We start from the raw sequence: 18,641 nt of genomic DNA on the forward strand, positions 1-18,641 counted from the left end.
ACCCATAGAGGTTAAACTACCTTATTTAGCAGAAAATTCCAATAAATTCAATAAACTTTCAAAATCAGCGATACCCGGTGATTCTTTCCCCATGGCCGACCGCCGCGATCTCCCATCAGCGGTATCATCCCGGTATTCCGGTTTGACGGAAAGGGAAAATCCGACATCGGTATGAAATGTCAGCCTTCCCCCGAACCTGTCGACAATCGCCGCGAGTAGTCTTTTTCCCGGAGTATGCCCCGGTTCAAACCTCGCGCGTAGCCGGCCTGCAGTATCGATCTCGACCTTATCCAGGCGGACGTTTTGCGCTCTTGTCCTGAGTTCAACGAGCTTTAGCATATTCTCCGCCGGCGCAGGAAGTGGACCGAACCGGTCCCTCAGTTCCAGGCCGATCTCGAATACTTCCCCGGCCTCACCTGCACGCGCTACCCTTCTGTATATATCCATCCTTTCCTCTGAGTCGTGGACGAATTCTTCGGGCAGGTATGCTGGCACCGGGATCACCATCTTCGCCTCTCTCTCTTCCTCTATCTCTTCCCCGCTTGACCTGGCGATCTCCTCCCTGATCATTCTCGCGTACAGATCGAGGCCTACCGAGTTAATCTGTCCGGACTGCTGGTGGCCGAGAAGATTGCCGGCGCCCCTGATCTCCAGGTCTCTCATCGCTATCCTGTAACCAGCCCCCAGATAATCAAACTCGCTTATCGCCTGGAGCCTTTTAAGCGCCGTAGCGGTAAGGGTCCGTCCTTTTGGAATAAGCATATAGGCATGAGCTTTTCTGTCGGATCTCCCCACCCGGCCGCGAAGCTGGTAGAGCTGGGCCAGCCCGAACCGGTCCGACCTGTTGATTATAATGGTATTGACGTTTGGGAAATCAAGCCCCGCTTCTATTATCATCGTGCAAAGCAGGAGGTCGAACTTTCCTTCCAGGAAATCGACCATGATCCTCTCCAGCTCCCTTTCTTTCATCTGCCCGTGCGCGTGAGCTATCCTTACCCTGTCGGGCAACAACCTCTGAAGGTATCCTTCCATCACCGTTATCGACTGCACTCTGTTGTGCACAAAAAAGACCTGCCCTCCGCGGTTTATTTCTCTCATGACCGCTTCCCGTATCCTCTCATCGTCAAAGGGAAGGATCTCCGTATGTATCGGCAGCCTGTTACGGGGCGCCGTGTCTATGACCGAGATGTCCCTGAGTCCCGATATCGCCATCGAGAGCGTCCTTGGTATCGGCGTCGCCGTCATGCTCAGCACATCGACGCTCCTTTTAAGTTTTTTGAACGCCTCTTTTTGTTTCACCCCGAACCTGTGTTCTTCATCGACGATCACGAGCCCCAGGTCCCTGAAATGAACATCTTTTGATATCAGCCTGTGCGTCCCGATAACAATGTCGACCTTGCCTTCGGCCAAACCTTCCACGATCTTTTTCTGCCGGGCTGAAGGAACGAACCTGCTCAGCATCTCGATCGATACGGGATACCCCTGGAGCCTCTCGCGAAGAGTGTTGTAATGCTGCAGAGCCAGGACTGTCGTCGGAACGAGAAAGGCTGCCTGTTTCCCCTCGACCACGACCTTGAACGCGGCTCGAAGCGCTACTTCCGTTTTTCCAAACCCGACGTCGCCGCACAGCAGCCTGTCCATCGGGATGAGATTTTCGAGATCCTTCTTGACTTCGGCCGTCGCTTCGAGCTGATGCGGCGTCTCCTCCCATGGAAACGACGCTTCGACCTCTTTCTGCCAGGGCTTGTCCGGTCCACAGGCGAATCCTTTTGCTACCTTCCTGGCCGCGTATATCTCGAGAAGATCCAGCGCGATATTGCCGGCGCTTTTTCTCGCCCTTTCCTTGGCCTTTTTCCATGCCTTGCTGCCGAGGCTTGCCAGAGCCGGCGAAGCGCCGTCCGAGGCGATATATTTTTCCACCATCCTCAGATGCGAGACGGGAATAAAAAGCCTGTCGTCCCCCTCGTAACGAATATCCAGGCATTCCGTCATCCCTCCCTCGATCTCGAGTTTCCGCATCCCCATATAACGGCCTACCCCATGGCTCAGATGTACTATGAAATCCCCCGGTTTAAAATGTGAAGGATCGTAAGTAAGGGATCGGCTCCTCGCCCGGGGGGAATGCCAGGGCCTGTGGAACCTCCCGAAGACTTCTTCCTCGCTGAGGAAAAGTACTCCGGCGTCCTCCCACCTGAATCCGCCCGACAGGAACCCCAGAGGAAAATCGATCTCGATCGAGACATCCGAAAGAAGTTCTTCGGCCCTTTCACTCTGCACCATTGTCGAACAGAAGAGAAAGACCTGCAGATCTTTATCAAGAGCTTTCCGGATATCGGTGACAAGCCCGTTCATCTTTCTTCTGTAGTCTCCGGCCGGAGTTGTAAAAAAAGTGACTGCTTTGTCGTCAGAGAACGAGATGAATTCGAGCGTACGCATTTTTCCGATATAACCGGCCAGTTCTTCTTCCGAAATGTATACCTGTTCGGGAGGAGGATAGAAGTTGCCTTCCTTTCTCGACGCGGCGTATCTCTCCACCGTCTCATCGCGGATATCTCCGAGCAAAGTCCTCATATCTTCCATGTCATATATCGCGATCACCGGAGGGGAATCAAAATATTCAAAGATCGGCGACAACTCGTGGACGGCAGCGGCATAATGCTCCATTCCGAAAAAGTGGATCCCTTCTTCGAGCCTGTCAGCGGGAAGAAGCCGCTTGAACCTTTCTTCCCTGCCGAGAGAATCGATATCGGCGGAGAGGAATTCCCTTAGTCTTTCCAGCCCGCCCGCGTCGGGACACAGATGATGAAAGGGCCTTATCCTTATTGTTTCCTTTTCCGCGCCGGACCTTTGGGACTCAACGTCGAAATCCCTGACAGTGATGACCGTGTCGCCATCAAACTCGATTCTCACCGGATCATCAGAGCTGACCTCGAATATGTCAAGAATCCCACCCCTTATGGCGAATTGTCCTTTTTCCTCGACTATCGCGTGCCTCTCGTAACCGCGAGCGGTCAGATCGGCGGCGAGGGAAATAAGGTCCATTTCATTTCCTCGTACGATATCGAGAAGGAGGGAAACGAAAGAATCCCTGCTGTATACCTTTTTAAGAACGGAGCGCAAGGTGCAGACGAGGATCCTGCACTCTCCCTCGCAGAGCGCTTCGAGCGCCCTCATCTGCATTCCGGTGAGATTCCTATCGGGATCGTGATAATCATACGGCAGGATCTCGTCTTCGGGATACGATACCACTCCCTCTACCCCGAAACTGACCAGATCTGCCTCTATGTCCCTCGCCTTTACAGGATCGGCCGCCACGATCATGAAGTTGCCTCCGAGCTCTCCCGCTATCGCCGAGACAAGAAGCGCTCTCGCGCTTCCCGACAATCCTCTCACCGGGACTCTCGCCTTCTCCTGCCTTATCCTTTTCATCAGGCCGACGCCTGCAGGAAGGCCGAGGATCTTATTCTTCAGGTCATCCCACATCCCGATCGCTCCTTGCCGCCGCCATATCCTTCCTCTGGGACACGAGCAGTTCCACGAAAAATATCATCAGCGCGGCAATAACCAGGGCTCCTGATATTTCCCTTCCCTCCCTCGCCATTTCAAGATGTCCGAGAAGATCCCCGCCTTGGGGTATCAAGACTGAATCGTCTACTCCGAGCATATCGGCGATGACGGCAGTCTCCACTTTTTCGAGCCGGGACTCGGCAGATGATTCAATATTGACCGGAATAAGTTCTATCGTCGAATCTGCCGCCTCGATCCTTACAAATCCCGGTTCGTCTCCTGCCGTTATCATGGCGCCTGCGGACAGTTCTTTTTCAACCTTTCCCGGGGCGCCTCCTGAAAGATCCGACGGAATATATTCAACGCCGCCGGGAAGGACTGCCCTGATACCCTCCGCCTCTCTCCGCAGAACAAACCGTTCTCCCACCTTTCTTCCCTCCGTCCCGGCCAAAGCGGGATCGACCGAAAAGAGAAGCTGCCTGACGAGTGGCAGGAAAAGAGGCGAGAGAACAAGGTCTCCGCCCTCTGGCACGGGATCGATCGAAGCAAAGACGATCCTTCCCTTTTCCACGCTTTCGCTCCACACAAAGGGATGGCCGCTTTCAAACCTCAGGTCGACCTCTCCCGGCGGAATGCCGGTGACGACCGGCGGCCCCCTGAATCTTATCCTGAAAAGCGCCTTCATATCCTCTCGATCGAAGGGGGAGAGGAATGGCGGTTTCTCCTGGTCATAATCTATCGTCTCTTCCCTTCCGTTGAAATCGACTCCCGGCTGGTGGTTTGAAAGTTCTTTTATCATCTTTTCATGACCCCTCGTGACGAGAGCGAAAATCCCTCCCCCGCCAGAGAGATACTCCTCGAGTATCCCGATCTCCCTTTGTGCCGGCCCGACTCCCGGCCCGGCGATGACGAGATCCGCCCAATCGAGATCCGCGGTCACGAAATCATCCCATTTTTTACGCCTCAGTTCGATCTCCTCGTCATTTTCTCCGGGATTCAATGCCTGCCGCAGATAGTACTCTTCGCTGTCGCTGATCAGCAGGACTCTGTCTCTTTTTCTCGAATGAAACGAGAAGAACCTCGAGTCATCGGCTTTAAGCCGGTCATTCCGCTTGCTCGCCAAGCCTTCGATCCATCCAGACCTGTCGATCTGTATCAGCGCTTTTTCTGTCTTCGAGCCTGCCGGAGCTATTTCTATCTCCCTTTCATGCACTATCTTTCCGTCGACCGATATCCTGATCGGAAATTTCGCCCCCAACCGCTGAGAATGGTTTCTCATCACCACGCTGACCGCCGCCGTTTCCCCCTTGTGCACCACTTTTCCCGGAGTCACGACCTTATCGATCGAGACGTTCGCCGGCGCGTCTTCTCCTACCGGGATAAGGAATGTGCGTATCCTTCGTCTCTCTTCCCGTCCCACCCCGCCTGAAGAGTCGGAGATATCCAGGGCGTTTTCAGGAAGATCCGCGCCGGCGGTGAATCCGCTTTTCTGAAAATCAGAGATTATAAAAAGCTCCCTGATCTCTCTTCTTCCTGAAAGAAGTCTTTCCCTGCCTGCAGCCACTGCCGCGGCCAGATCTGTCCCGTAAAATGATGTCTCCTGCTTTTTCAGGATCTCCGAAACCTGTGCCGCCCTGAATCTGTCTGTCTCCAGTATTTTTATCACCCTCGTATCGAAAAGGTAGATAGCGACCTCGTCCTCTTCGCCCAGCATGCCGGTTATTTCAAGAGCCCGGTCTATCCCTTTCTGGAAAGCGGTCGTTTCTCCTTCCTCGACGGACATGCTGTAGCTCCTGTCTATCAGGATACATACCGCCCCGGATCCTTCGCCTGGAAATATCGCCGCAAGGCCGCCCCTGATCACCGGCCGCGCGAAAGCCAGAGCGATGAGAGCGACGCCGGCGACCCTGAGCAGGAGCAGAAGAAGACGCCTGAAATCGATCTTGCGCATACTCCGGCGCTCAGATCCTCTCAGGAAGATCAGAGAGCTGAATACGATCTCGGGGATCTTTCTCCTGCTGAAAAAATGGATGAGGATCGGAACTGCCACGGCTCCGAGCATCACCAGAAATAATGGGTTGAGAAAATCCATCTCCTATCCCATCCTCCGCCTCTTTCCGAGATAAGAGACCAGAGCCTGATCGAAAGATGTATCGATAGTGACCAGGTTATAGTCTATCGCGTTTTCCTTGCACGATATTTCAAGACCCTTGATCCATTCTTCGATGTCGGCCCGGTATTCCTTTTTTAAAAACCAGGGTTGTGTCCTGATCTTCTCCCCCGTTTCCCTGTCGACGAACCTCACTTCTCCCCTGTAATCGAGAGAAAGCTCGAGAGGATCGAGAAGATGAAATACGACTATCTCGTGCCCTCTGTGCCTGAAATGTCTCAACCCGCTCAGGATTTCTCCCGGATCGTCGAACAAATCGCTTACCAGGATGATCAGCCCGCGCCTTTTCACCTTTTCGGCGATCTGGTGGAGGGTTTCGCTGATCCGGGTCTTCGCTCCGGGAGTGGCCTTTTCGAGAGCGTTCAATATGTGAAAAAGGTGTTTTCTTACTGACTTGTGAGGTATCATCTCGACTATTTTTTCGTCAAAAAGGGCAAGCCCTACCGCGTCGCGCTGCCTGATCATAAGAAACGCCAGGGCCGCGCAGAGAAGCGTCCCGTATCTCAGCTTGGTGATCTCCCTGCTGCCGAAATCCATCGAGGCGCTTCTGTCGAGCAGGATGGTCGCGCTCAGGTTTGTCTCGTCTTCGAATATCTTTGTATAATACCGGTCCGTCTTGGCAAATATCTTCCAGTCGATATTCCTTGTCGATTCTCCGGCGTTGTACTGCCTGTATTCCGCGAACTCGACCGAAAACCCGTGATAAGGCGACCTGTGCAGCCCGGCGATGAATCCCTCGACGATCAATCTCGCCCTCAGATCCATCCGCGCGATCCTGCTTACTACCTCTGGCTGGAGAAAGCTGCTTAGATCTTTTTTTTCCGGGGGCATGCCGATTCCACCGTTCTCGTCTCCGGGCGATATTCCCCGGGTCATTGCTCGACAGTGTCCAGCAGCCTGCCAACGAGTTCATCGGCAGTGATTCCGTCTGCTTCGGCGTGGAAATTTGCCACAAGCCTGTGACGAAGTACCGGCCAGGCGACTTCCCGCACATCATCAATGTCCGGTGTCGTCCTGCCAGTCATAACCGCCCTGGTCTTTGCTCCGAGTATAAGATACTGCCCCGCCCTCGGGCCGGCTCCCCACGAAAGATACTTTCCCACGCCGGGAAAGGTTCCATCTCTGCTAGCCCGCACGAGCCTCACCGCGTAGGAGAGGATCTTTTTCGAGACCGGGACCTTCATTATCATCTTTTGGATTTCAACGATCTCTTCTCCGCCTATGATTTTCTCCGGTGTTTCGGGAAGAGCAGAGGTAGTAGTGTCGACGATCGCTAGCTCTTCCTGCTCAGAGGGATAATCGACCCTGATATTGAACATGAACCTGTCCAGCTGCGCCTCGGGCAGAGGATAGGTGCCTTCCAGCTCGATCGGATTCTGCGTGGCAAGGACGAAAAACGGCCTTTCAAGCGCGTGCGTCATCCCGCCTACGGTGACATCGTACTCCTGCATCGCCTGCAGAAGGGCCGCCTGTGTTTTTGGAGGAGTCCTGTTGATCTCGTCGGCAAGGACTATATTCGAGAAGACAGGCCCCCTGATGAACCTGAATACCCTGCCGTGAGTCGATTTGTCTTCTTCGAGGACCTCGGTCCCCATGATATCGCTTGGCATCAGGTCTGGAGTGAACTGGATCCGGGAAAAGTCAAGGCCGAGACATTCTGCTACCGTCGAAACGAGAAGTGTCTTCGCAAGGCCGGGGACGCCGACGAGAAGACAGTGCCCGCCGGCGAAAAGCGCGGTGATCAGCTCGTCGACCACCCTGTCCTGCCCTATTATTACTTTTGCGATCTCGGCCCTGAGCCTTCCATACGCGTCGGCGAACCGGGCAAGAATGATCTCTTCCTTGTTATGATCCATAGCTCCGGAGATCTCCCTGGCGACCTTAATTTGTCCTGTCGCTGTTTTTAAGGTGTCTGTCGAGAAATTTCAGGACAGCGCCGTACCCGGCCAGCCTGTTCTCCTTTTTAAGGAATCCGTGCCCTTCATCGTCGAATACCATATATTCTACTACCGCGCCGTTCCTTCTGGCCGCTTCGACGATCTCGTCCGATTCTATCTTGAAGACCCTCGGGTCATTCGCGCCCTGCAGGACCATAAGAGGCCTTTTTATATTTTCGGCATGGAAAAGGGGCGAGATACTTTTCAGGTACTCTTCGTCTGTCTCCGGATCTCCGATCTCCTTGTACAACGCGTCCCTGTAATTTTCCCACCAGGGTGGTATATTGCTCAAAGTCCTTACCCAGTTTGATATACCGAAGAGATCCACCCCCGCCGCGAACTCTTCCGGCTGGAACGCGAGAGCGGCAAGCACGATATATCCTCCATAGCTTCCTCCCAGTATCCCTATCCGGCCAGGATCGACATACCCCGTCTTGATAAGCCAGTTTTTACCTTCGACGCAGTCTCGAAGGTCTCCGTTGCCATGGCTGTGGTCGTCCAAAGCGGAAAAACGCTTTCCATACCCGGAGCTTCCCCTGTTGTTCACCGCGAGGACGGCGTATCCATGATTTACAAGATACTGCAGCAGCGCCGAATACCCGACTCGCGCCTGCCCGCCCGGTCCGCCGTGAACGTAGACTATCGCTGGCACGCTCTCTCCTGGTTTTATCCCTTTCGGCTTGAAGTAAAGGGCAGGTATCACTTCGTCGTCAAACGACCTGTATCTTACGATCTCCGGTTCTACAAGATCGTTTCTGTTGATCTCCGGATTCATCGAATCTGTCAGCTTCCTGTACTTTCCCGTTTCGAAGTCATAGACGAAAAGGTTGTTCGTCGATCTTGGATCGCTCAGATGGAACCTCATGTATCTTTCGCTTTTTGAAAACCCCACGGAAGATATGACGCCGTCTGGAAATGCTGGGAGCTCTACCAGCTCTCCCGTTTCTGTCCTGTAAATCCTGATCTCTGTCCTTCCGTCATTATTTATTCCCGTCGCCCGGTACGTTCCATTCCACGAGCAGTAGGAGAAGCTGATATCCCAGTCGGCTTTTTCAACCGTCTCGCTCTTCCCGGTCGCCAGTTCGTATTTTTTCAGATATGTGAATTCGCTTTCCTCGTCTGTGAGATAATACAGGTAGTTCGAGTCCTTGCTGAACTCGAGAGGTGTATATATTATATCCCCGGTGTGTTCCGATATATGTCTCATCTCTCCTGTTTCGCGGTCATAGATGTACATCTCGGTATCATGCTCTGTCAGCACTCTGGAGAAAGCCATATATCTCATGTCATCTGAGATCCAGGCGAAATTATATCCCGCGTCGTTGAGATATATCATCTTAGGAGTTAACGTCTCGATATCCATCAGGTAGATATCCATATACTTCGAGTCTCGCTTGTTCGATCCGAAAACGAAGTTATCCTCATTTTTCGTCCATCCATAGAAAAGCGCCCTCGCTTTTACCTCCGGAGTGAGATCTTCGATTATGCCGTCTTCATCGCGCAGGTATATATGGTATATCTCGTTTCCACCCTTGTCGCTCAGGTAGAGAAACCTGTTATCTTCCGGAAAATATGAAAGGGCGAAAACGGAATGTTTACGAGAATCCGTAAGCTGGTCGGCGGGGCCTCCACTTATCGGTATCCTGTAAGCGTTGAAGATCTTCGACTCGTCCATCGTCACCAGCAGGTTTTTCTCGTCATGCGAAAAATATCCGCCCGACACGATCACGTTATCCATGAACTGTTCGATCGTGTATTCCCTGACACCTTTTTCCGCGCAGGATGATATCATCGCGGTCAGAACGAGAAGTATCGCAACCGATAGCCTGAATTTCATCTTTCCTCCTCCAGTCGCATTTATCACCTGTCCCCGGATATCTCCCCGCCCCATTATATTTATAAAGTATAATCGGATTATGTACCATTCTTTTTATCGCTTGCCCCCTGGCTTCTTCCCTTCCCCGCAGCGCAAAGCTAATCCCTCGTCAGCGACCTGTACTTGATCCGTTTCGGAATGTCGGCAGCCGAGCCGAGTCTTTCCCTCTTGTTACTTTCATATTCGGAAAAATTGCCCTCGAACCAGAAGGTCCTGCTGTCTCCCTCGAAAGAAAGTATGTGCGTCGCGATGCGGTCGAGAAACCACCTGTCGTGGCTTATGACAACGGCGCATCCCCCGAAATTCTCAAGCGCCTCTTCCAGGGCCCGCATCGTGTTGACGTCAAGATCGTTTGTGGGTTCATCAAGGAGTATGACATTCGCGCCCTCCTTCAGCACCATGGCAAGATTCACCCTGCCGCGTTCTCCGCCGGAGAGCTTGCCGACTTTTTTCGACTGGTCCGGTCCCGAGAAGTTGAACTTCGCCACGTACGCTCTGGAGTTCACCTCTCTGCCACCAAGCAGAATCGTCTCCTCGCCACCGGAGATCTGCTCCCATATCGATTTTTCCGGATCGAGAAGATCTCTCGACTGATCCACATACGCGAGCTTTACCGTCTCTCCAAGATGAATCTTCCCCGAGTCGGGAGCTTCCTCTCCCGTGATAAGCCTGAAAAGCGTCGTCTTTCCCGCTCCGTTGGCACCTATGACCCCCACGATCCCTCCCGGAGGCAGCGAAAAGTCTAGTCCGTCGAATATGATCTTTCCGTCGTATGCCTTGCTCACTCCTTCAGCTTTGATCACAACACCTCCAAGCCTCGGACCCGGCGGTATGAAGAGCTCAAGAGATTTTCCCTTTTCACTCCCTCCTTCACCCATAAGAGACTCGTACGCGTTGATCCTGGCCTTGGCTTTCGTATGGCGCGCTTTTGGCGTCATCTTTATCCATTCCAGTTCGCGCTGAAGGGTCTTGCGCCTCTGCGATTCGTGTCTTTCCTCCATCTCGAGACGTTTTTCCTTCTGATCCAGCCATGAAGAGTAATTCCCTTTCCAGGGAATCCCTTCTCCCCGGTCGAGTTCCAGGATCCATCCGGCGACATTATCAAGAAAATACCTGTCGTGGGTCACCGCGATGACGGTGCCGTCATACCCCTGAAGGTGGTGTTCGAGCCAAGCGATCGTCTCCGCGTCGAGGTGGTTCGTCGGTTCGTCAAGGAGAAGGATGTCGGGTTTCTGGAGAAGAAGCCTGCAGAGCGCGACTCTTCTTCTTTCCCCCCCTGAAATATGTTTGATGACCGTGTCCGGCGGCGGGCAGCGCAGGGCATCCATCGCCATTTCCAGCCTGGAATCGAGGTTCCACGCGTCAAGCGAGTCTATCTTTTCCTGAACAGCCCCCTGTCTTTCCAGAAGGGAGTTCATCTCCTCTTCGTCAAGGGGCTCGGCGAACCGCGCGCTTATTTCATTGTACTCTTCGAGAAGCCTGACCGTTTCCCCGACCCCTTCCTGGACAGTCTCGCGGACCGTTTTCGTGTCGTCGAGACGAGGCTCCTGTTCAAGGAATCCTACTGTGTGCCCGGGGCTGAGGATCGTCTTTCCGTTGAACTCCCTGTCGACGCCGGCAAGTATCCTCAGCAGCGATGACTTGCCAGATCCGTTCAACCCGAGGACTCCGATCTTCGCTCCGTAAAAATACGAAAGGGAGATATCCTTCAATACCTGCCTGTTGTTATAGAATTTGCTTACTCCGATCATCGAATAAATGATCTTGTTCGGTTCCGCGCTCATATTACTCCCCTGCCGCTGCCCGCGCAGCTTCTGAAAAAGAACGATATGTAAAGGGAGAGTAAACGCTTTCCCGCAATAGTTCAATTCAAGAATTGAAACGGGTTCCGACAGGCAGGAAACTGTCTTTATCTGAGGAGGATCATCTTGCGCGACACTGCCTTTCCTTCCACCGAGAGTCTGCAGAAATACACCCCCGCGCTCGCGAGTCTGCGGCTTCCGTCTTTTCCGTCCCACCTTATCTCGTGAGGCCCGGCCTGGCAGCCGCGGTCGAGGAGCGATCGGACAAGCCTTCCACCCGCGTCATATATATCGATCGTCACGGGAGCCTCGCTTGAAAGTTCAAAACAGATCGTCACAGAGGGATTGAAGGGATTTGGAAAAAGCCGCGAAATGACCGGGGCTGGAAGAGTTCCCGGATCATTCGCTCCTTGAAGCGAGATCACCATATCCGTTGAATTCGTGTTGACCGAGACGATCGACTTCCCACCGTGATGAAAGACAGGTGATATATTGCCTCCCGAATCATTTCTCCACTCCGGGATCAGCTCGCGCAAGCCCTCTGGATTTTCCATTCCGAAAATCTCGATCCTTCCTTCAGCTCCCGGACAGTATATCCTGCCTTCCGAGATCGACACGCCTGAATATCCATATCCTTCCATCGCCTTCCTCGAGAGGATCCTTCCCCCGGTCATCTCCGCGGCGTACAGCGCGGCCGCAGGTGGCGCCGTGGCCATGAAAAAGATGACTCCTTTTTCTATATCAACGCAAGCCGGGCCTGACAAGGCTCCATCAAAATCACTTCTCCAGATCGAAGATCCATCTTCAAGCGCCAGCACCTGCAGGATACCTGTAGAAGATATCGTCACCAGCCGGCCAGCGTGACAGATCATCGGAGCGGCCAGCGCCCCCCCGGAGGATGCCATCCATTCGATGGCGCCTGTCGAGGCGTGGATCCCTTTCAGTATGCCGGCCTGTGTCGAATAAACGAGGAGGTCGCCGCTTCCCGCCGGGGGAAAAGGACTGACAGCATCGCCTTCGCCAGGACGATCCTCCCAGAGTTTCCTGCCAGTAAATGGATCGAAGGCGCAGACCCTGTCAATTCCACCAGTCGCCCTGTCGTGAAAAGCGACAAAGACTTTATTGCCGTGGACGACCGGGTCTTTAGCCACGCTGGTCTGATTGCCGGCCTCTTCCTCCACCCCGGCCGACCAGACGATCTCCGAAGAGGCCTGGTCGATCGCGTGCAGATACCTCCCGCATGAAGCGAACAGGACTCCCTTGAACCACGCCAGATACCGGGCTCCCGATTCAGAGATCCCGGGGAGTTCTCTTTTCCAAACGATAGAACCGTCAGCGAGAGAAATAGAGTAGACCGAGTTATGTTCCCCTTCTCTTCTTGAAACAAAGACCCTCGTTCCGGCAACAAGTGGCTGGCAGAGAAGCGATCCTTCTCCATCGAGTCCGCTCTCCCACTCTTTTTCCAGAGGAGGCTCTGCCGATCCGTAAAAAAATCCTGTGTGTCCCGTTCCACCCTGGCAAGATATTCCCTCTCCTTCCATCCCGGGATCTCCCGCGTAGGAGATCCAGAGTGGTATGCTGCTGTTCAGTCTTAATCCGGGCCCTTCCACTTCAAGCCGAAGACGCGACAGGGGCGCCTCGGCAATCTCTCCGATCTCAAACTCGAATCTCAGCGTCGCCTCGGAATTGACGGAGTCGAACACGGCGTATTCCCATTCAGTAGCCGTCTCCCCGCCAAGAGTTGAAATATCGAGGGATCCCCGGATTACCGATAGCTCGCCGGAGTGGTCTTTGAGACCGACCAGGCAGGCGATCCTTTCTCCCCTCCCCGCTCCACCGTCTCCATCCCCCGAAAGCTCCCTGATACCGATGACTGTCCGCTCGAGAGTTATTTTTCCAGTGATGGGGATCATAAATTCGATCGACGTCTCTCCCTGGTCGCAGTCGAGGCTCAGGTTCACGCTCACTGCCTGCCCGGCCAGGGCCTCTTCAGCGACTGCCATACGGAGATCTATCGCTGTCTCATCAGAAGAAGTCATATCCCCGATGAAAAATTCCTTTTCCGACACGATAGAAATATACGGATCCCCGGTATCGACAGTAAGCGAAGCGGAAGTGATCTCCCGCCAGACATTCTTGACTGTCAGGGTAACCATGGCTGTCTCTCCCCCCTCGACCACTCCGTCTCCGTCCCCCGAATATTCCGCGCATAGATACCCGGCGACAGAGACCTTTATGCCCGGTTCCCTTTCAAGCGCGAGATCTGCCCTTACAAGCCCCGCTCCGGTGAATTCTTCCAGCCCCGGAGTGGAGATATTTTCCGCTGTATTGAGGATCTGGTTTTTTATCAACTCCGAAGTCTCGTATAATCCCGAGCTTTTCAGGAGAGCGGCAGTCCCGCTTACGAAAGGAGCGGCTACTGAAGTGCCGCTTCTATATCCGAACAGGCCTCCGGGTTCGGTCGACAAGATCGAGATCCCAGGCGCCGCGCAATCGGTCCAGCCACCATATCCCGAGAAGATCGCCGGCAGATCATTCCTGTCAACCGCGCCAACGGCGAGGCACTCGTCAAAAGCTCCCGGGTATACCGGCTCGTCGCTCCCGTTATTGCCTGAAGAAGCTATGATTATGACTCCGGCGTCGCTCGCATCTTTCACGGCCAGGTAAAGAGGCCCGGAATAACTTCCGCCAAAAGACATATTTATTATGTCCGCTCCGTTTTCAACGGCATAATCGAGCGCTTCGCAAATATCGCTCTCTTTAAGTTCTCCCGCGCCATCCCGGCGTTTATACCCCGCCCTGAGTATCATAAGCCTGCAACGGGGCGCGATCCCCTCAGTGCCGATACCATTACCTGCCCGGGAAGAGATTATTCCACTTATGTGTGTCCCATGGCCATGGATATCATCGGGGATAGGATCAGGCGGCCCGGGATCCTCTCCCGCCGCTACTTCTTCCTCCGTCGCGCTCACGAAATCATATCCATGCAGATCGTCGACATATCCATTACCATCGTCATCGATTCCGGAAAGGCCAGCGGCTTCAGCGATATTTATCCAGAGATTCTCCATCAGATCGGGATGATCGAGATCGCACCCCGTATCTATTACGGCAACGACGACACTGCTGTCACCTTCAGTTATAGCCCGAGCCTTCTCTACCCCGATCCGGATCTTTCCCCAGGAATAAGGCCACAACGGATCGTGAGTTTCCAGGCAGAGCGATGTCTTGTTTATTTTTTCCATTTCATCGGACCCCGCGGCAGAATTCCCGCCCTCCTCGATGAACCCGTACCTGATATCTTTCTCGCAGATAAAAAATCTATTTTCTCCGGTGTCGCCGGACCTTTCGAGCCTGGCCCGGTCTGAGTATCGAGGGCTCCCTCCCGCGGGAGGGATGCAAATGATTACCGCGGCAAGAAAAAAACAGTTTCTCGCAGGTCTTTTGATTATTTTCAATTCGATCCTGACCGAAAATTAAGGAAATCTTTTTTTCTTACCTTTTTTCGTCCGAATCTGCCGATACTTGACTTTTTTCCTCCCCTTCCTTATGCAAACCATCTCTCTCGGCAGCGCTGCCATTCGGCCAACGCGCGGCCTGCCATAATGGCGGTGTCGTCTTGTCAAAATGTGCCTTGTTGGCAGTGTTTTCGGGCGCCGCGGCAGCGCACGGAAAGGCCAAGCCCGGCCAGCCGCATGGATAACCGTCGTTACTCTTTGTTATTGATGCAATTAGGGTCTTCATTCTATTCTGGCACGCATGATGCCATATACAGGAATGAAACTGCGGAACGTAAAAAGGTTATTTAGAGGTTTTTTAAAAGGAGGAAGAAGATGAAACTCGTAAGATGGATGCCGACATCGAACCTCAACAGGTTTGAAGATGAAGTAAACGATATTTTCAGCAGTTTTTTCCCGGCCAGACTCGATTACGCGCAGGGTGGCGGGAGAAATTGGGTTCCAAGGGTCAACGTCAGGGAACTCGATGAAAAATTCGAACTCAGCGCCGAGATTCCGGGGATGGAAAAGGACGAACTTTCCATTGAAGTCCAGGAAAACACCCTTACTATAAGGGGAGAGAAGAAGACGGAAGAGAAGATCGAGAACGAGAAAATGCATATAAAAGAGATCTTTCGGGGAAAATTCGAAAGGTCTTTCAAGCTTCCCGAAAACATCAAGGCAGACGATGTAGACGCGGAATACAAAAACGGCATGCTGATCGTCTCGATCCCAAAAACTGAACCGGCAAAACCCAAAGAGATCAATGTAAAGATCAAGTAAGCCGGCGAAGCCCAGCGATGAAAAGGGCCGCTTTCCAGCGGCCCTTTTTTTATCCCTGCCAAAGCTTGTTTCCGCTCTGGCCCTTCACAGACTCGTCCCGAAGTATCTTACTTCGCCCAGGCGTTAGCTGTATCTTTCTTTTCCTTTTCGTCTTTTTCGATCTTCGGCGCGGCAGAAGAGGACCTTCCATCAGGGCTCATCTTGCAGGAACCTTCAAAGAAGACACCTTCGTCAATAACGAGACGTGTCGTTTTAATATCACCTTCAAGCCTTGAGCCCGCCTGAAGTTCTATTTTTTCTCTCGCGTCGATATTGCCTGTCATCTCTCCGCCGATAACCGCGCTTGCGACTTTAACGTCGGCTTTTACCTTGCCGCCCTTACCGACAACCAGAGTACCAGGACAATTAACAGTCCCCTCGAACTCTCCATCGATCCTCAAAGTGCCATCCTTGACCTCTATCGTACCTTTTATGGTGCACCCCTGCCCGATTATCGAGTTCATCTTTCCTTCAGTCACCATGATCTCACCTTCTTTCCCGAACTTTGAAAACCCCATCACTGGATTCTTTTTTTTCATTATCATCCTTATTGCAAAAGGTATTTCAGGGGATCGACATGAAGGTTGTTCTGCGTTACCTCAAAATGCAGGTGTGGCGCGGAACTTCTTCCGGTATTCCCCGAATAGGCTATCGTCTGCCCCCTGCCGATCCGGTCTCCCTTAATTACTACCAGTCTTTCATTGTGTCCGTAAAGTGTTTTTATTCCATATCCGTGGTCTATTTTGACAAAATACCCGTACGTGTCGTCCCATGCAGCCTCTATCACATACCCTGCCGCGGCTGCCCTCACGGGCACTCCCTTTTCTACCCCTATATCTATACCGGGATGGTAGTCCTTGTCCTTCTCCCCTCCGGCAATATTATACCCCTTGGTGATATACCCCCTTACCGGCCAGAAGCTCGGTATCGCGCTCATCATGCTTGATTTTTCGTTGTCGGTCTCGCCTGCCATATCCAGGTCTCCCGCGCTGGCATGCTTCAGGGCGACACTGTCTCGAGAGCTCAATCCGAGCCCGAGCAGATTCCTCACCTTTAATTCCATCGCGTGCATCTCTGAAAGGTCCCGCATAAGCTCTCCGATCTTTTCATTCTTTTTCGTCAGCTCGGCGACCTGCCTTTCGAGTCTTACAGTCTCTCTTGTCTTTACAAGCAACCTCCCGTATGTCAGAACGAAAATCGATACGGTCAGCGCTCCAGCGGCCAATATGACCATGAAAAAATAAAAAAGCCTGTATGGGATCTTGTATGTCCTGGTTTTTTTCAGATCGTGAGGAACGATTATCACCGAAAATGTCTCTTTTTCCATTTCTTTTCCCACGACCACCCCGAGTGGGCCAGCCTTTATATCGCCGTCTCTATCCCCATTATTTTCAGAACTGCCTCAAGATCATCGTCTGAATAGTAATCTACGGTTATCGTCCCGCCCTTTTTGCCCGGCGTGATCCTCACCCTCGTGCCAAGATGCTTTTCCGCTCTTTCCTCAAGGGCTGTTATCGCCGCGTCTACCTTCCTTGCCGTTCTTCGTCTTTTTTTCCTTTTCCCGGGCGCTACCTCTATCTCGACTTCCCTTACCGATATCCCTTTCTCAACTACTTTCAGCGCCATCTCGATCCGTTTTTCATCCCCCTCGACAGCAAGTATCGCCCTGGCATGTCCGGCCTTGAGGCTTCCCTTTTCTATCAGTTCAAGCACCTTGTCAGGCAGGGACAGGAGCCTTATCGTATTCGATACCGTCGTCCTGTCCTTACCGAGCAGCTGGGATATCTCTTTGACTGACAGGCCGAATTCATCTCTGAGCGCCTTGTATCCTCTTCCTTCCTCTACCGGATTAAGATCTTCTCTCTGAAGATTTTCAAGCAGGGCGAAATTCAAAGACTCCCTGTCCTTTATATCCCTGATAATAGCGGGGATCGTCGTTTTTCCCGCGATCTTCGAACTCCGGAGTCTTCTTTCCCCCATAATGAGCTGGTAGCGGTCGCCTTTTCTTCTTACGACGATCGGTTGGATCACTCCGTTTTTCCTGATTGATTCTGCGAGGTCCCCGAGCTGCTTCTCGTCGAAATAAGCCCGTGGCTGATACGGGTTCGGCTCGATTGAATCTATTTCCAGCTCCTTTACTCTTTCCGTTTCCGAGACGCTTTCTTTAAGGTCTTGTGATATAAGCGCTTCGAGCCCCCTGCCAAGCACAGTCCTTTTCATGGGGATCCTCCCCTTTCTTTTTTCGCCGCGGGGTTCGTCCGCTTCTGTTTCTCTAAAATCTCTCTGGCAAGCATCAGGTAGCTTTTTGCGCCGCTACTCTGAACGTCATAAAGGATAACCGGTTTTCCAAAACTCGGCGATTCGCTCAGGCGCACATTTCTCGGGATTATACTGTCATAAACCTTTTCCCCAAAATAAGATATCGCTTCATCGGCAACCTGGCCCGACAACCTCAACCGTTTGTCAAACATCGTAAGCAGCACTCCCTCTATCGTCAGATCGGGATTGAGATGTTTCTGGACCATCCTGATTGTGCTTAGAAGCTGGCTCAACCCTTCAAGCGCGTAATATTCACACTGGATCGGTATCAACACTGAATCCGCCGCGGTCAACGTGTTCAACGTCAGGAGTCCCAGGCTCGGCGGACAATCTATTATTATAAAATCATATCTGTCCACAAGCGGCGCGAGAGCGGTTTTCAGTTTTCTTTCCCTCGCAAGCTGTGATACCAGCTCGATCTCCGCCCCGTTAAGCCTTGGATGGGAAGGGACAAGGTCGAGAAGCCCCGTCTTCTCAATTATATCCTCGACCCTCGTCTTTCCTATAAGCGCCTCATAAATAGTCGGTTGTCCATTATCTATCCTTACGCCGAGCCCACTGCTCGCATTTGCCTGGGGATCGGCATCTACAAGAAGGACCTTTTCCTCTATCGCCCCGAGGCTTGCTCCGAGATTGACCGATGTCGTCGTCTTTCCGACACCACCCTTCTGATTCGCTACTGCTATTATTTTTCCCATTGTCTCTCTATCA

General features: G+C 52.8%; 12 protein-coding genes. 1 reads left to right on the plus strand and 11 read right to left on the minus strand.

Annotation, left to right across the window (positions count from 1 at the left end):
- Window positions 1–21: 21 nt before the first annotated feature.
- From mfd to JW814_04935, 7 genes are all read right to left on the minus strand, one after another.
- Window positions 22–3,483 carry a transcription-repair coupling factor gene (gene mfd / locus JW814_04905; protein ID MBN2070778.1) on the minus strand — a complete coding sequence of 1,154 codons (3,462 nt, stop codon included), beginning with the start codon at window positions 3,481–3,483 and terminating at the stop codon, window positions 22–24.
- Complete coding sequence (locus JW814_04910; protein ID MBN2070779.1) at window positions 3,473–5,599, minus strand: BatA and WFA domain-containing protein; 2,127 nt, start codon at window positions 5,597–5,599, stop codon at window positions 3,473–3,475. The genes mfd and JW814_04910 overlap by 11 nt, the downstream gene beginning before the upstream one ends.
- A gap of 3 nt (window positions 5,600–5,602) precedes the next feature.
- Window positions 5,603–6,508 carry a DUF58 domain-containing protein gene (locus JW814_04915; protein ID MBN2070780.1) on the minus strand — a complete coding sequence of 302 codons (906 nt, stop codon included), beginning with the start codon at window positions 6,506–6,508 and terminating at the stop codon, window positions 5,603–5,605.
- 41 nt (window positions 6,509–6,549) lie between these two features.
- The gene (locus JW814_04920) at window positions 6,550–7,533 is read right to left on the minus strand and encodes a MoxR family ATPase (protein MBN2070781.1); all 984 of its coding nucleotides are present in this window, start codon (window positions 7,531–7,533) and stop codon (window positions 6,550–6,552) included.
- A gap of 25 nt (window positions 7,534–7,558) precedes the next feature.
- A complete protein-coding gene (locus JW814_04925) occupies window positions 7,559–9,451 on the minus strand; it encodes a S9 family peptidase (protein ID MBN2070782.1) in 1,893 nt (630 codons plus the stop codon).
- 137 nt (window positions 9,452–9,588) lie between these two features.
- Window positions 9,589–11,274 (minus strand): energy-dependent translational throttle protein EttA, encoded by a 1,686-nt coding sequence (ettA, locus tag JW814_04930; GenBank protein MBN2070783.1) that lies wholly within the window; start codon window positions 11,272–11,274, stop codon window positions 9,589–9,591.
- Window positions 11,275–11,399: 125 nt separating this feature from the next.
- Window positions 11,400–14,537: a S8 family serine peptidase gene (locus JW814_04935; protein MBN2070784.1), complete on the minus strand. Its 3,138-nt coding sequence runs from the start codon at window positions 14,535–14,537 to the stop codon at window positions 11,400–11,402.
- Between the two features lie 588 nt (window positions 14,538–15,125).
- Here JW814_04935 and JW814_04940 point away from each other — a divergent pair.
- On the plus strand, window positions 15,126–15,572 hold the full coding sequence (locus tag JW814_04940) for an Hsp20/alpha crystallin family protein (protein ID MBN2070785.1): 447 nt from the start codon (window positions 15,126–15,128) through the stop codon (window positions 15,570–15,572).
- Between the two features lie 107 nt (window positions 15,573–15,679).
- Here the strand turns inward: JW814_04940 and JW814_04945 are convergent, their stop codons facing one another.
- From JW814_04945 to JW814_04960, 4 genes are read right to left on the minus strand one after another with little or no spacing between them, the layout of a single operon-like run.
- Window positions 15,680–16,150 carry a polymer-forming cytoskeletal protein gene (locus JW814_04945; protein ID MBN2070786.1) on the minus strand — a complete coding sequence of 157 codons (471 nt, stop codon included), beginning with the start codon at window positions 16,148–16,150 and terminating at the stop codon, window positions 15,680–15,682.
- An 8-nt stretch (window positions 16,151–16,158) separates the two neighbouring features.
- Window positions 16,159–16,938 carry a M23 family metallopeptidase gene (locus tag JW814_04950; protein MBN2070787.1) on the minus strand — a complete coding sequence of 260 codons (780 nt, stop codon included), beginning with the start codon at window positions 16,936–16,938 and terminating at the stop codon, window positions 16,159–16,161.
- Between the two features lie 35 nt (window positions 16,939–16,973).
- Window positions 16,974–17,831 (minus strand): ParB/RepB/Spo0J family partition protein, encoded by an 858-nt coding sequence (locus JW814_04955; GenBank protein ID MBN2070788.1) that lies wholly within the window; start codon window positions 17,829–17,831, stop codon window positions 16,974–16,976.
- Window positions 17,828–18,628, minus strand: coding sequence for a ParA family protein (locus JW814_04960; GenBank protein MBN2070789.1), 801 nt, complete (start codon window positions 18,626–18,628; stop codon window positions 17,828–17,830). The genes JW814_04955 and JW814_04960 overlap by 4 nt, the downstream gene beginning before the upstream one ends.
- Between the last annotated feature and the right edge of the window lie 13 nt (window positions 18,629–18,641).

The organism is Candidatus Krumholzibacteriota bacterium (assembly GCA_016932415.1).
In the GTDB taxonomy this organism is placed as follows: domain Bacteria; phylum Krumholzibacteriota; class Krumholzibacteriia; order Krumholzibacteriales; family Krumholzibacteriaceae; genus Krumholzibacterium.

Bases quoted from the DNA above. Each gene is read 5' to 3' on its own strand.
- mfd (MBN2070778.1), bottom strand. From the start codon at position 3,483: ATGTGGGATGACCTGAAGAATAAGATCCTCGGCCTTCCTGCAGGCGTC.
- JW814_04910 (MBN2070779.1), bottom strand. From the start codon at position 5,599: ATGGATTTTCTCAACCCATTATTTCTGGTGATGCTCGGAGCCGTGGCA.
- JW814_04915 (MBN2070780.1), bottom strand. From the start codon at position 6,508: ATGCCCCCGGAAAAAAAAGATCTAAGCAGCTTTCTCCAGCCAGAGGTA.
- JW814_04920 (MBN2070781.1), bottom strand. From the start codon at position 7,533: ATGGATCATAACAAGGAAGAGATCATTCTTGCCCGGTTCGCCGACGCG.
- JW814_04925 (MBN2070782.1), bottom strand. From the start codon at position 9,451: ATGAAATTCAGGCTATCGGTTGCGATACTTCTCGTTCTGACCGCGATG.
- ettA (MBN2070783.1), bottom strand. From the start codon at position 11,274: ATGAGCGCGGAACCGAACAAGATCATTTATTCGATGATCGGAGTAAGC.
- JW814_04935 (MBN2070784.1), bottom strand. From the start codon at position 14,537: ATGGAAAAAATAAACAAGACATCGCTCTGCCTGGAAACTCACGATCCG.
- JW814_04940 (MBN2070785.1), top strand. From the start codon at position 15,126: ATGAAACTCGTAAGATGGATGCCGACATCGAACCTCAACAGGTTTGAA.
- JW814_04945 (MBN2070786.1), bottom strand. From the start codon at position 16,150: ATGAAAAAAAAGAATCCAGTGATGGGGTTTTCAAAGTTCGGGAAAGAA.
- JW814_04950 (MBN2070787.1), bottom strand. From the start codon at position 16,938: ATGGAAAAAGAGACATTTTCGGTGATAATCGTTCCTCACGATCTGAAA.
- JW814_04955 (MBN2070788.1), bottom strand. From the start codon at position 17,831: ATGAAAAGGACTGTGCTTGGCAGGGGGCTCGAAGCGCTTATATCACAA.
- JW814_04960 (MBN2070789.1), bottom strand. From the start codon at position 18,628: ATGGGAAAAATAATAGCAGTAGCGAATCAGAAGGGTGGTGTCGGAAAG.